This window comes from Oceanimonas baumannii (assembly GCF_002245495.1).
Classification (GTDB): domain Bacteria; phylum Pseudomonadota; class Gammaproteobacteria; order Enterobacterales; family Aeromonadaceae; genus Oceanimonas; species Oceanimonas baumannii.
This window is the reverse complement of sequence record NZ_NQJF01000009.1, coordinates 138,076-150,942: the sequence shown is the minus strand read 5'-3', so window position 1 is coordinate 150,942 and position 12,867 is coordinate 138,076. Positions and strand designations below refer to the sequence as shown.

11 protein-coding genes are annotated in these 12,867 nt (G+C 58.3%); 8 read left to right on the top strand and 3 right to left on the bottom strand.

Annotation, left to right across the window (positions count from 1 at the left end):
- Positions 1 to 67 precede the first annotated feature (67 nt).
- Positions 68 to 1,690: a methyl-accepting chemotaxis protein gene (locus tag B6S09_RS12050; RefSeq protein ID WP_094278735.1), complete on the top strand. Its 1,623-nt coding sequence runs from the start codon at positions 68 to 70 to the stop codon at positions 1,688 to 1,690.
- 318 nt (positions 1,691 to 2,008) lie between these two features.
- The gene (locus B6S09_RS12045) at positions 2,009 to 3,541 is read left to right on the top strand and encodes a TerC family protein (RefSeq protein WP_094278734.1); all 1,533 of its coding nucleotides are present in this window, start codon (positions 2,009 to 2,011) and stop codon (positions 3,539 to 3,541) included.
- 317 nt (positions 3,542 to 3,858) lie between these two features.
- On the opposite strand, the gene B6S09_RS12040 is transcribed toward B6S09_RS12045, so the two are convergent.
- Complete coding sequence (locus B6S09_RS12040) at positions 3,859 to 4,398, bottom strand: glutathione peroxidase (RefSeq protein WP_094278733.1); 540 nt, start codon at positions 4,396 to 4,398, stop codon at positions 3,859 to 3,861.
- Between the two features lie 165 nt (positions 4,399 to 4,563).
- Between B6S09_RS12040 and B6S09_RS12035 the strand changes: the two genes are divergently transcribed.
- Genes B6S09_RS12035 through B6S09_RS12020 form a run of 4 tightly spaced genes read left to right on the top strand, consistent with a single transcriptional unit; the run spans position 4,564 to position 9,225 of the window.
- Positions 4,564 to 6,084: an ABC transporter substrate-binding protein gene (locus tag B6S09_RS12035; protein ID WP_094278732.1), complete on the top strand. Its 1,521-nt coding sequence runs from the start codon at positions 4,564 to 4,566 to the stop codon at positions 6,082 to 6,084.
- On the top strand, positions 6,081 to 7,016 hold the full coding sequence (locus B6S09_RS12030) for an ABC transporter permease (protein ID WP_094278731.1): 936 nt from the start codon (positions 6,081 to 6,083) through the stop codon (positions 7,014 to 7,016). Before B6S09_RS12035 ends, B6S09_RS12030 begins: the two co-directional genes overlap by 4 nt.
- Positions 7,013 to 7,849 carry an ABC transporter permease gene (locus B6S09_RS12025; protein ID WP_094278730.1) on the top strand — a complete coding sequence of 279 codons (837 nt, stop codon included), beginning with the start codon at positions 7,013 to 7,015 and terminating at the stop codon, positions 7,847 to 7,849. Before B6S09_RS12030 ends, B6S09_RS12025 begins: the two co-directional genes overlap by 4 nt.
- Positions 7,846 to 9,225, top strand: coding sequence for an ABC transporter ATP-binding protein (locus B6S09_RS12020; RefSeq protein ID WP_094278729.1), 1,380 nt, complete (start codon positions 7,846 to 7,848; stop codon positions 9,223 to 9,225). The genes B6S09_RS12025 and B6S09_RS12020 overlap by 4 nt, the downstream gene beginning before the upstream one ends.
- A gap of 6 nt (positions 9,226 to 9,231) precedes the next feature.
- Here the strand turns inward: B6S09_RS12020 and zntB are convergent, their stop codons facing one another.
- Positions 9,232 to 10,194 carry a zinc transporter ZntB gene (gene zntB, locus B6S09_RS12015; protein ID WP_094278728.1) on the bottom strand — a complete coding sequence of 321 codons (963 nt, stop codon included), beginning with the start codon at positions 10,192 to 10,194 and terminating at the stop codon, positions 9,232 to 9,234.
- Positions 10,195 to 10,360: 166 nt separating this feature from the next.
- On the opposite strand from zntB, the gene B6S09_RS12010 reads away from it, so the two are divergent.
- Complete coding sequence (locus B6S09_RS12010) at positions 10,361 to 11,302, top strand: LysR family transcriptional regulator (RefSeq protein ID WP_094278727.1); 942 nt, start codon at positions 10,361 to 10,363, stop codon at positions 11,300 to 11,302.
- On the opposite strand, the gene B6S09_RS12005 is transcribed toward B6S09_RS12010, so the two are convergent.
- Positions 11,303 to 12,715, bottom strand: a complete 1,413-nt coding sequence (locus B6S09_RS12005; RefSeq protein ID WP_244900103.1) for an AbgT family transporter — start codon at positions 12,713 to 12,715, stop codon at positions 11,303 to 11,305. It abuts the gene before it with no gap.
- On the opposite strand from B6S09_RS12005, the gene B6S09_RS18655 reads away from it, so the two are divergent.
- Positions 12,647 to 12,799 (top strand): hypothetical protein, encoded by a 153-nt coding sequence (locus B6S09_RS18655; protein WP_244900104.1) that lies wholly within the window; start codon positions 12,647 to 12,649, stop codon positions 12,797 to 12,799. The two genes, B6S09_RS12005 and B6S09_RS18655, sit on opposite strands and share 69 nt — an antisense overlap.
- Positions 12,800 to 12,867 lie beyond the last annotated feature (68 nt).

Here is a 12,867-nt window from a genome sequence, read left to right as displayed (position 1 = left end):
AAACTAATCTTCTTATTTTAACGGCATGATAAGCGTAAAAGAATTTACAGACTAATGCGGGACATCCATGTTTTCATTATCCAGTATTCGGGCAAAGTTATTTGCCTCGGTTGTGCTTACCCTGGTGTTGATAGGCGGCGCGTTGGGGGTAACGCTTTATGGCGTGCAGCAGGTTCGAAATACGTTTGTGGCCTTTCTGGAAGTCAGCCAGCCCCGGCTGGATGCGTTAAACCGCATGTATGGCAACGGCCTGCTGGCGGGCATTGCCAGCCGTAATAAAATCTTTAATCCCGCTCTGGCCATGGCCGACCAGGTGGTAAAAGAGGCCCAGGCGGAGTTTGAGCGTGATATGGCGTTTCTGAGCACGGGAGCCGGTGCCAGCGAATCTACCAGGGCTGGCATGGCGTTGATAGCCGGCCACTGGCAAACGGTCAGTCAGACACGCCACCAGGTACTGGCCATGGCTGCTGATAATCAGCAGCTGGAGGCGGCCCGTTTGCTGGCTCGCACGGAAAACCCGGCCTGGCGAGCCATTCGCACCGAGCTGGATACATTAATGAGCAGTGAACATCAGCAGGCAGTGAGCAGCCGGGAGCAAATGCAGCTGCAGGTTGATAATACCTATATGCGTGGACTGATTGCCGGTGCACTGGCCGTATTGGTGGTGTTGGGGATCAACCTGGGCATTTCCCGTAGTCTGCGCCAGCGGCTGGGGCTGACTCAGCGCATGATCAATGAGTTGGCTGCGGGCGATGGTGATCTTACCCGCCGTCTGCAACTGGGCGGTAATGACGAACTGACCGCCATGGCCACCAGTGTGAATGTGTTTGTGGACAAGGTCCATCGCTTGGTAAAAGAAGTGACGGATTCTACCAGTGAGGTGACCATCGCCGCTGAGCAGCTGGCACAAATCACCGAGCAGTCTGCCGGCTCGGTACAGCAGCAACATACCGAAACCGAGCAGGTGGCGACGGCCATGAATGAAATGACTGCCACTGTGCAGGATGTGGCCCAGAGTGCCCTGTCTGCATCTGATGCGGCGCTGCAGGTGGATGATGCCACCGAAGAGGGAAACCGGGTGGTTGAACATACCGGTCGCAGCATAGAGCAACTGGCCGGTGAGGTGGAAAAAGCCGCTCATGCCATGGAGTTGGTGGGGGAACACAGTGAACAGATAAGCTCGGTGCTGAGCGTGATCCGTGATATTGCCGAACAGACCAACCTGTTGGCGCTGAACGCCGCCATAGAGGCGGCCCGGGCTGGTGAGCAGGGGCGGGGATTTGCGGTAGTGGCGGATGAGGTGCGCAATCTGGCCAGCCGTACCCAGAACTCTACCGCAGAAATCCATGCCATGATCAGTCAATTGCAGGACGGCGCGCGCAACGCCATTGCGGTGATGCAAACCGGACGCAATCAGGCCTATGACAGTGTACAGTCGGCACAGGAGGCCCGCCAGGCGCTTGAAAAGATTACCACGGCGGTAGCCCGCATTCGGGACATGAACGCCAGCATTGCCAGTGCCGCCGAGCAACAGTCGGCGGTGGCAGAAGAAATTAACCGCAACATTACCAACATTAACGATATTACTCAGCAGGTTAGTGTGGGCACCGATCAAACCCGCGACTCCAGTGGCAGTCTGGCCAGGCTGGCTGAGCAGCTGCAGGATCAGGTGGGGCACTTCCGGGTTTGATTTGTCACGACGGCTGCGAAGTAAAATATCGCTGCCGTCGTCATAAAAAATTAATCTTGCCTGTGCATTTTTTACGATTATTATGTGCTTTCATTTTAACCAAGAGGTCCGGTCAAAAGCCGGTATACGATATGGATTGCTCGCGAAGTTGCTTGCACCACACTATTACCAAACTTTCTTTCTCCCGCTTTTCTCTGCTGTTCCCGGCGTTCACTGCTTTATTCCGACCCTGCCGTCGTCACGGCTATACTCACTGTGCCGGTCTGGCGCACGTTATTTGCTGATCTGCTTAACCACATTCTCTCAACGAGGTAAAACATGGAATTCCTGATGGATCCGTCTGTGTGGGCGGGTTTGCTGACACTGGTTATTCTTGAAATCGTACTGGGTATCGACAACCTGGTGTTTATTGCCATCCTGGTGAAGAAACTGCCGCCTCATCAGCGGGAAAAGGCGCGGATAATCGGGCTGTCGCTGGCGCTGGTGATGCGTCTTGGCCTGCTCAGTGTCGTGTCCTGGCTGGTCACGCTGACGGCACCGTTGATCACTTTGGGAGAGCTCAGTTTCTCCGGACGGGACCTGATTCTGATGGCCGGTGGTGTGTTTCTGCTGTTCAAGGCTACCTCCGAGCTGCATGAGCGGCTGGAAGGTAACATGCACGAAGAAGAAACCAGCAACGTTTATGCCGGCTTTGGCGTGGTGATTGCCCAGATCCTGGTGCTGGATGCGGTGTTCTCGCTTGACTCCATTATTACTGCCGTAGGTATGGTAGATAACCTGGCGGTAATGATGATTGCCGTGGTGGTGGCCATGGTAGTGATGCTGGCGGCGTCCAAGTCGCTGACCGACTTCGTGAATGCTCACCCCACTGTGGTGGTACTGTGCTTGAGCTTCCTGCTGATGATAGGTTTCAGCCTGGTGGCGGAAGGCTTTGGCTTCCATATTCCCAAGGGCTACCTATATGCGGCGATTGGTTTCTCGATTCTGATCGAGTTCTTTAACCAGCTGGCTCAGCGCAATAAAGTGCGGCAGGAATCTCATCGCCCCTTGCGTGAGCGTACCACCGACGCCATTTTCCGGTTGATGGGCGGCAAGGGAAAAACGGCAGACGAGTCGGAGGACACTGCTCAACAAAGTGATCCGCAGGGGTTTGTAGAAGAAGAGCGCAATATGATCAGTGGTGTACTGTCGCTGGCCGAACGTTCCATCCGCACCGTGATGACCCCTCGTTCCGACATTGTGTGGCTTGATGTGAATGACACCCGGGAAGAACAGGTCGCGGAACTGATGAGCTCATCCCACAGCCAGTTTCCGGTGTGCGATGGTGAGCTTGATAATCTCTTGGGTGTGGTCCGAGCCAAGGATCTGATTACTGGTCTCAAGGCGGGTAAAACCCTGACCGAGCTGGCCGAAGGTGGCGCTCCGATTATTGTTCCCGACAGTATCAGCGTAATTCGTTTGCTTAACGTATTGCGCGATGCCCGGGGCAATATGGTGCTGGTAAATGACGAGTTTGGTACCGTGCAGGGACTGGTTACGCCACACGACCTGCTGGAAGCCATTGTCGGCGAGTTTCTCGACGAAGATGAAGATCCGGAAGTGATTACGGAAGATAACGGCTGGCTGGTAAAGGGCAGCACGGATCTGCACTATCTTGAGCAGGTGCTGTCGCGCAAGGGGCTGGTGGATCCGGATGACGAATACGCCACCCTGGCGGGTATGCTGCTGGCGCTGGCCGGCCAGCTGCCGGAAGCCGGCACTGTGTTCGAGCACGAAGATCTGCGCTTTGAAGTAACGGAAGTGGAAGACTTCCGCATTGCCCAGGTGCGTATCACGCCGCTGGCTGCCTGAGCCGGAGAGTGATCAACAAGGGAGCACCAAGGTGCTCCCTTTTTTTCGTCTTCGTGTTCCTATGCGAGGCAACTTGCCGGCAAAAAATACCAGCTTAAGGCCGGTATAACGGGTGTTGGAGGAGGTGGATTTTGTACGTCACCCCGCATATTTTCCTTCCATCTTCCGTATGTTTTACCGCCACCTCCCGCATATTTTTTCCGTCACTCCCGCGTAGGCGGGAGTCCAGTACGGTATGTCATGGACCTCCGCTCCCGTCCCCGCCAGCGCGGGATGATGCTCCTTCGCGAAGGTGACGAAATAATGAATTTGGCCCGTTACAGTACCTTCTCAATCGCCGCCTTCAGGCGTTTGCTGTCCGGCCCGGTAATGCTGGAGAAAACCTCGGTGACCCGGCCATCGCGGTCAATCACGAACTTGTAAAAATTCCAGCGTGGTTGCTTGCCGCTCTGGCGGGTGATCTCTTTGAAAATGGGATGGGCGTCATCACCTTTTACGCTCACCGGAGCCGCCATATCAAAGCTAACGCCAAAGTTCTGAAAGCACACTCTGGCTGTCTCTTCCTCGCTTTTAGCCTCCTGTTTAAAGTCGTTAGACGGAAATCCCACCACGTTCAGGCCTTGATCCTTATATTGCTGATGCAGGGCTTCCAGCCCCTCAAACTGGCCGGTAAAACCACAATGGCTGGCGGTGTTCACAACCAGCAGCGGCTGGCCGGCAAACTGGAGCATGTCGAGGATTTCATCGGAATGCAAGCGGGCCAACTGGTGTTCATAGAGGGCACCGGTGTCTGGTTCCGCTGCGGTAGCGGTCTGGCACAGCAGCAGGCCGCACAGACCACAGAACAGTTTTCTCATCTTGTACTCTCCCTGATGTATTTGCCATCAACTTAGCTTCTTAAGGTTACCGCCAAAAAGACCCTGGTGAATAAAAAATGCTTGCAACAGGGGTGACGATAAGGATGAAATGTGATGTTATATTATAACTAAATTAATCATTCTCATTCTTATCCAGGTTTCTCCATGATGCATTTCCGCCACACCCTGTTTGGCGTCGGCCTGCTGGCCGTTTCCGCCTCCACTCATGCCGCCGAAGGCGTGCTCGATATTGTTGCCCCCTGGGAGATTGGCAGTACCGATCCTGCCAAAGCCGGTTACGTTTACACCCGGCTGCAGATCGGCGAAACCCTGGTGGAAGTGGATGACAGGGGGCATCCCAAAGCCGGTCTGGCCGAAGGCTGGACGGTTTCCGGCGACCGACTGAGCTGGCGCTTTGCCCTGCGCCCGGAGGTGTATTTTCATGACGGCAGTGCACTTACCGCCGAGGCGGTGGCCGGTGCACTGCGCCTGGCCCTGACCAAACCCGGCATGCTCAACCAGGCACCGATAGCGGAGATCGCTGCTGAACAGGAAGCCGTCCGTATTCGCCTGACCAGCCCCTTTGCACCGTTGCCGGCGGTGCTGGCCCACAGCTCAGCCCAGATCCTGGCACCGGCTTCTTACAACGAGGCCGGTGACGCCACGCAAGTGATCGGCACCGGTCCCTACCGTATTGAGCAGCTGCAAATGCCGCAAAAACTCATCGCCGTCGCCTTCAACGATTACTGGGGCGGGGCTCCGGCTATTGAACGAGTGACGTATCTGGCCGCAGGCCGGGGCGAGACCCGCGCGCTGCTGGCCGAGAGCGGTGATGCCGATGTTGTGTTTACCCTGGATCCGGCCAGTCAGGCCCGGTTGCAGCGTAACCCCAGGCTCAAGGTGCAGGCGGAGCCCATTCCCCGCACCGTGACCCTTAAGGTTAACGCCGGTCACCCCTTTCTGGCCGAGCCTGAGGCACGGCGGGCGCTGAGCCTGGCACTGGATCGCACCGGCATGGCCATGGCCCTGCTGCGTACTCCCGAGGCAGCGGCCGGGCAGTTATTTCCGCCGTCCCTGACCGACTGGCACCTGAAGGAGGTGGACGGAGCAAAACGGGATCTGACCCAGGCCAGGGCGCTGCTGGCCGGTCTGGGCTGGCAGGCGGACGGCAACGGTATGCTCATCCGCAATGGTGAGCCCTTTGCGCTGACCATGACCACCTTTTCGGATCGGCCCGAGCTGCCGCTGCTGGCCACTGCCCTGCAGGAACAGTGGCGCGAGCTGGGCGTCGCGCTGACGGTCAATGTCACCAACTCCAGTGAAATTCCCGCCAGCCATCGGGATGGCAGCCTGCAACTGGGACTGATGGCGCGTAACTTCGCCCTGATTCCGGATCCCCTCGGTACCTTGCTGCTGGACTTCGGACCGGAAGGCGGCGACTGGGGTGCCATGAACTGGTATTCCCCGCGTCTGGGCGAAATATTGCAGCAACTGCTGACACAGACCGACGGCGAGGTTGTGGCCGGGTTACGCCGGGAGGCCGCCGGCATACTGCATGAGCAACTGCCGGTGATCCCGGTGGCCTGGTACCAGCAAACCGCTGCCGTTTCCAGCAAGGTGGAAGGTTTTCGCATCGATACCTTTGAGCGTAACTACCGTGTGAGCGAGATGAGGTGGGCCCAGTGATACCAGTATTGAGCTATCGGTTGATGCAGGCTGCCCTGGTGGCGCTGATGGTGGGGGTGCTGACCTATATCCTCACCCATGCCCTGCCCGGAGACATGGCCTTTCGTATCGCTGCCGGCCGCTATGGCTACGACTATGTGAATGCGGCCGCCGCCGCTGTCGTGCGTGCCGAACTGGGCCTGGATCTGCCCGCCTGGCAGGCCCTGGGTCGCTGGCTGTGGGATTTGCTGCGGCTGGATCTGGGCCATTCGTTGGTGAGTGGCGAAGCCGTGGTCGATGAGCTGCGTCATCAGCTGGGCCATTCCTTCAGACTGGCCGCCGCCGCCGTGGGGCTGTCGCTGTTGCTGGGCCCGCCGCTCGGCATCCTGGCCGGGCTCAGGCCCGGTGGCCGGATCGACCGGCTGACCCTGCTGCTGGCCATGGTGCTGCGGGCCTTGCCTCAGTTCGTGATCGGCATTCTGCTGGTGATGCTGCTGGCGGTGCAGCTGGGCTGGTTGCCTGCGGCCGGCCATGGTAGTGCGGCCCATACCCTGCTGCCGGCGCTGACCCTGGCTCTGGGGCTGGCGGCGGTCGCCTGCCGGGTAAGCCGCAATGCCATGCAGGGGGTGGCCGGCTCCGCCTATTACGCTTTTGGCCGTACCAAGGGACTGAGCGAAGGCCGGGTGTTTCTGCGGCACGGCCTGCGTAATGTGGCGGTGCCGGTACTGGCCCATCAGGCCATTCAGCTGGTGTATCTGATAGAAGGTGTGGTGGTGGTGGAAACCCTGTTCGCCTGGCCCGGTATCGGCCACGCGCTGGTGCACGCCATCGTGGCACGGGACGTGCCCATGATCCAGGGTACCGCCCTGGTACTGGGACTGATGTTCGTGCTGCTTAATGCCCTGGTGGATCTGCTTTGTCACCGTATTGATCCGAGAAGGAGGGAAGCATGACCCGGACTGCAACCTTGGCCGCCCCGGTAGCTGCTGCTGCCGGCCGTCGTTTTTTAAACCGCCGCCAGCGATTGGGTGCTGCTCTGCTGCTGGCACTGACGCTGTTTGGCATCGGCTTGCCGCTGCTGACCGAGCTGGACCCGGCCCGGCAGAATTACAGCCAGATTCTGGCCGGGCCCAGTCTGGCCGAGCCACTGGGCACCGATCACCTGGGTCGCAGTATGCTGGCGCGCATGAGTTCGGCGGTGCAGCTGTCTCTTGGTTTGTCTTTGTTCGGGGTGCTGACCGCTGCCGTGCCTGGCGTGTTACTGGGGGTGCTCGCCGGCTGGCGTGGCGGCTGGGTGGACCGGACCCTGGGGGTGCTGGCCGACACCTTGCTGGCACTGCCCGGTTTGTTGCTGGTGTTGCTGCTGGTGGCCATTGCGCCGGGCAACTTCTGGACCCTTTATGTGGGCATTGCCCTGGTGTTGTGGATTGAATATTTCCGGGTGGTGCGCCTGACCACCCGCACCCTGATGGCGTCGCCGCAAATTGAGGCCTCGCGCCTGCTTGGTTTCGGTGCCGGTTACATTGTTCGCCGCCACCTGTGGCCGGCGCTGGCCCCGGTAGTGCTGACCCTGGGTGCCTTTGGTGCCGCCACCGCCATTCTGGCCATTGCGGCTCTGGGTTTTGTCAGTGTAGGGCTGCGCCCGCCCACTGCCGAGCTGGGCCTGATGATGACCGAACTGTTGCCTTATTACCATGAAGCACCCTGGGTATTGCTGCAACCCATCGCGGCGGTGTTCCTGCTGGTGCTGGCGCTTAACTTGCTGGCGGGAGGACGCAAGCCATGACCGAACTGCTTAAAGTAGAACAACTGGCGGTGCCCGGTATTGTTCGGCCGTTGTCATTTACCCTGATGGCCGGACAGCCGCTGACCCTGCTGGGGGAAACCGGCTCCGGCAAGAGTCTGATCGCCCAGGCCATTATGGGCAACCTGCCGGCCGGATTGCAGGCCCGGGGGCAGATCTGGCTGCGGGGTGAAGAACTCAGCGGTTTGCCTGCCGCCGCCCGCAGAAAACGGTGGGGGCGCGAGCTTGCCATGTTACCCCAGGAGCCCTGGCTGGCGCTGGATCCGACCATGCCAGCGGTGGAGCAGGTGGCCGAGGGTTATCGCTATGTGGCGGGGAACGACCGTGACCGGGCCCGGGAGCGGGCCATACAAGACCTGACCCGGCTCGGCCTGGGTCAGGCTCTGCACCGGCTGCCCGGCCAGCTCTCGGGGGGTATGATGCAGCGGCTGGCCTTTGCCGCCGCCAGCACCGGCGGTGCCGACATTGTGATTGCTGACGAGCCCACCAAAGGCCTGGATGCGGGCAGCCGGGATCAGGTAACCGGCTTGCTCCGACAGGTGGCGGCGGCGGGTGGCGGACTGCTGACCATTACACACGACATTGCCGTGGCCCGCCAGCTGGGCGGCGAGGTGATGATAGTGCGCAATGGCGAAGTGCAGGAGTCCGGCCCGGCGGAACAGGTGTTGCGGGCACCCGTCAGCGACTATGGCCGGGCCTTGCTGGCGGCCGAACCGGATGCCTGGCCGGCACTGGCACCGCTGCACCGGGGCGACACCGTGCTGAAGGTGGATGGCCTGGCCAAGGCCCGGGGCGGCCGTAGCCTGTTCAGTGAACTTTCCTTTGAGCTGAGTGCCGGTGAAGTCATGGGGGTAGCGGGCCCCAGCGGCTGCGGCAAAAGCACGCTGGGCAGTATCTGCCTGGGGGTGCTGGAGCCGGATGCCGGCTCGGTATGGCGCGATCCGGAGCTGGCCCGAACCCGCTACCAGAAGCTTTATCAGGATCCACCCGCCGCCTTTGCGCCCTGGTGCAGTCTGGGTCAGAGTCTGCGGGATGTGGTGAAACTGCATCGTAAGGACTGGGCCGAAGTGGAGCGGCTGTTGCCCCGGCTGGGGCTTGCTCCCGATTTGCTGGCGCGCTCCCCCCGGGAAGTGTCGGGGGGCGAGCTGCAACGGCTGGCGATATTGCGCATCCTGCTGCTGGATCCGGTGCTGCTGTTTGCCGACGAGCCCACCTCGCGGCTGGATCTGGTGACCCAGCAGCAGACCATTCGGCTGCTCACCAGCCTGGCCCGGGAGCGGGGCTGTGCCCTGCTGCTGGTAAGCCACGAGGCGGCGCTGGTAAATAAAGTAGCAGATCGGGTACTGACCCTGGGGTAGCAGCAGTTACCACCAGCGGTTGCGGTGGAGCCAGAACCCCAGGCCGCCGCCCAGGGCCAGCAGGCCCAGGCAGAATATCCAGAAAGCGGCGGGGTTGTCGGCCCCGGGCATGCCGCCCAGGTTGATGCCAAACAGGCCGGTAAGAAAGCTGGCGGGCAGAAACAGCAGCGCCATGATCGACATCTGATAGGCACGCTGGTTGGTGGCTTCGGTCATCATGTTATTCACTTCGTCCGCCAGCACGGCGGTGCGGGCCACGCCGGCGTCGAGGTCGTCCAGCCAGCGGCGCAACCGGTCGGCAATGTCGAGCAGGCGGCGGCGATCGTCGTCGTTAAGCCAGCCAATCTTCTCGCTGGCCAGGCGCGCTACCAGATCGAGCTGGGGAGAAAGGTAGCGGCGGACCAGAATTAACTGCTTGCGTATATGGCCCAGCAAGCCATGCCCGGGAATGTCCCTGTCCATAATGCATTCTTCCAGGCCGAGTATGCGGTCGTGCAGGCTTTCTGCAAACTCGCCGACCCGGTCGGTAAGGGCATCACACATCTCCACCAGCCAGTCCCCCAGTGTTACCGGCTCATTACTGTTAGCCAGCTGCTCATACACGTCCTTTTCCGACAGCAGCGGCCGGTGCCGGCTGCTGATAATCAGCGAAGGGGTGATGTAAATGCGCAGCGCCACCATTTCTTCCGGGCTGTCGCCCTGGTTGTGGTTGATGCCTCGCAGGGTCAGCAGCAGGTTGTCACCCTGGCGTACCAGCTTGGGCCGGCTGCTCTGGCCCAGCAGCGCCTCGCGGGCGGCTTCGCTGACCAGATCTGTGCTGCGTAACCAGTCAGCAGCCTCGGGCTGCTCATAATCCAGGTGCAGCCACACCGGCTCCGTGGAGGTCGCGGTCTGGCTTTCCAATGGCTGCAGCCCGCCTTTACTGCTGAGCTGCAGGCGATAAATGCACTGTTGTGGTAGCTGTTCCATTGTTTCTTTCCTGAATATGAAAATGTCAGCTTATCGCAGGGGGGGGAAACGTCAAAACGTCACGCTCATACATGTCGTTTGTTGACCAGGTCGATGTTGGCAGGCTTACGATACTGTTTATTCTCTGGTGATATAGTAAAACTTTCTCATCCAGGAGCGTCATTGCATGGATATCAGCTATCGCCAGCTCAGGGCTTTTCTTGTCCTAGTGGAAGAGCGGAATATTACCCGAGCCGCTGAGCGGATCCACCTGACCCAGTCAGCCCTTAGTCAGATGCTGAAACGGCTGGAGTTGCAACTTGATGCGGCATTAGTATTGCGAGAAGGGCGGGAACTCGGCCTGACCCCGGCTGGGGAAGCGCTTTATCGAGAAGCTAGAGTCATTGTTAACCGGCTGGACAAGCTGTTGCGGGATAACCGGAATCGTCGCCATGGCTTTCACAAATCTCTGGTAGTGTCTTCTCTCTACACTTTATCCGCTTCTCTGGCACCCAAAGCATTGAACCGAATGAAGCAGGATCATCAGGATTTCACTTTCCGCCTCATTGAAGAGCGTATAAATGATATTACCAGTTCAGTACTGGAAGGGCGCGCCGATGTAGGCATTAGCACTCCCAGTTATCATGCCGACCTAGACTTTATCCCTTTATTCCAAGACTACCTCTGTTTGGCTTGCCGGGAAGATCATCTCTTGGCTGTTTTTGACAGCGTCAGCTGGGAACAAGCTTATGAACATGCCGGTATTGGGGTAAGTCAGGGCAACAGTCTGCGAATCTTGGCTGATGAAGCATTTCATCGTATTGGGCTCAGTTATGACCCGGAATTCAATGCCTCACATACTGCTACTTTAATAGGTATGATCTCCAGCGGGTTGGGCTCTGCCATATTGTCTTCTACCATCTCTGCTCTCGACAATACGCCTGGTATCCGGTTTATCCCCATTCGTGCACCCTATCAGTATCGTCAGGTTGGGTTGTTACTGCGTAAAGATGCCAGACGCCCACTGATTGATGAGTTTTGCATGCGGATACAGGAGCAGGTGGCGGACTGGCAAGCGGTGAGTACAGGGAAAGTGCTGCTCCCGGGTAAACCGGGAGCAGCGGGGTAATCACATGGGGCCGACCGGAAGACCCAGAAGGAAGTAGAGCAGGAAGCTGGCTCCCCAGGCACTGAACAGTATCAGGGCATAAGGCAGCATCATTGCCAAAAAAGTCCCAAAGCGTACCTCGGGGTTGTAACGGGCAATCAGCGCCAGAACCATGGGAATGTAGGGGTTCGTCGGAGAAATAATGTTGGTGGTTGTATCGGCGATACGATATGCCATCTGGGTATTCGCCGGATCTACCCCTAGCAGCATGAACAGTGGAATAAATACAGGAGCCATGATGGCCCACTGCGCCGAGCCGCTGAAGACAATGAGGTTCATCGCACCTGCCAGTACCATAAACAGTGCCAGCATAACCAGATTGGGCAGTGGCAGATCAGACAGCCACTCTGCGCCGTTTACCGCAATGAATATGGCTAAATTGGACCAGTTGAACCAGGCTATGAACTGGGCAATGACGAACACTAGGACTATATAGCTACCTACAGTTTTTAATGACTTGGCCATTAACCTCGGGACGTCGTCGGCTCGTTGAATCGCACCTGATTTGGTTCCAAATACAACTGCGCAGAATATGAAAAATCCCATGATGACCGGAATGATGCCACTCAAAAAAGGTGAGGGTACCAGCCCGCCCTCGGCGTTGCGTAATGGTGAGTCGGTTGGTAGCAGTATCAGCAGGAAGATCCCCAGATAGGTTGCAGCTGCAGCCAGTGTCCATTTAAGAGCCACTTTATCTTTGGCAGAAACACCATAGTCTTGCCCGATACTGACCCCTTCCCGACTGTGCAGGGAAGAAAAACGGGGCTCAATATACTTATCAGTGATAAGGGTGCTCACGACTACCAGCAAGGGGACTGATATCAGCATGAAATACCAGTTGGCTGCAGGCGACACTTCTGTTTCCCGGACTATGGCCGCGGCTTCGGTCGTGATACCTGACAGCAACACGTCAGTTCCGGCAATAAAAATATTGGCTGTAAAACCGGCTGCAACAGCGACAAAGCCCGCTGCAATACCGACGATGGGGTTTCGGTTGGTGGCGGCAAACACGATACCGGCGAGAGGAGGGACCAGAATAAAGGCGGCGTCGGATGCAAGGTTGCCAATGATGCCCACCAAAAAAATGGTGCCGGTGACGAATTGTCGCGGTGCATTTAGCAGTGAGGCCTTGATGGCTGCATCGGCTAAACCGACTTCCTGCATGAGCCCAACAGCCAGCATCATGCACAGAACCAGGCCGAGGGGCTTGAAGGATATGAAATTGTCGACGGTGGAAGAGAGAATATATACCAGACCTTCCCCGCTCAGCAGGCTGCGCACAGCTACTTCACTGCCGTTACCCGGGTGTGTGACACTACTACCGGCTGCAGCTACGAGCGCCGACAGTACCATGATGACGGCACACAGGTAGATGAACAGATAGAAGGGGTGGGGGAGTTTGTCACCAATGCGCTCTATGCGCTGGATCAGGTTGCTGGGATGGGCGGTTGTCCTTGAATACATGGATGACATAAACAGAGTCCTTTCTCTTGTTAAGCAAAGTTGCCTTCAAATGAGGCCTGCTA

Bases quoted from the DNA above. Each gene is read 5' to 3' on its own strand.
- B6S09_RS12010 (WP_094278727.1), top strand. From the start codon at position 10,361: ATGGATATCAGCTATCGCCAGCTCAGGGCTTTTCTTGTCCTAGTGGAA.
- B6S09_RS12035 (WP_094278732.1), top strand. From the start codon at position 4,564: ATGATGCATTTCCGCCACACCCTGTTTGGCGTCGGCCTGCTGGCCGTT.
- B6S09_RS12040 (WP_094278733.1), bottom strand. From the start codon at position 4,398: ATGAGAAAACTGTTCTGTGGTCTGTGCGGCCTGCTGCTGTGCCAGACC.
- B6S09_RS12025 (WP_094278730.1), top strand. From the start codon at position 7,013: ATGACCCGGACTGCAACCTTGGCCGCCCCGGTAGCTGCTGCTGCCGGC.
- B6S09_RS12045 (WP_094278734.1), top strand. From the start codon at position 2,009: ATGGAATTCCTGATGGATCCGTCTGTGTGGGCGGGTTTGCTGACACTG.
- B6S09_RS12050 (WP_094278735.1), top strand. From the start codon at position 68: ATGTTTTCATTATCCAGTATTCGGGCAAAGTTATTTGCCTCGGTTGTG.
- zntB (WP_094278728.1), bottom strand. From the start codon at position 10,194: ATGGAACAGCTACCACAACAGTGCATTTATCGCCTGCAGCTCAGCAGT.
- B6S09_RS12020 (WP_094278729.1), top strand. From the start codon at position 7,846: ATGACCGAACTGCTTAAAGTAGAACAACTGGCGGTGCCCGGTATTGTT.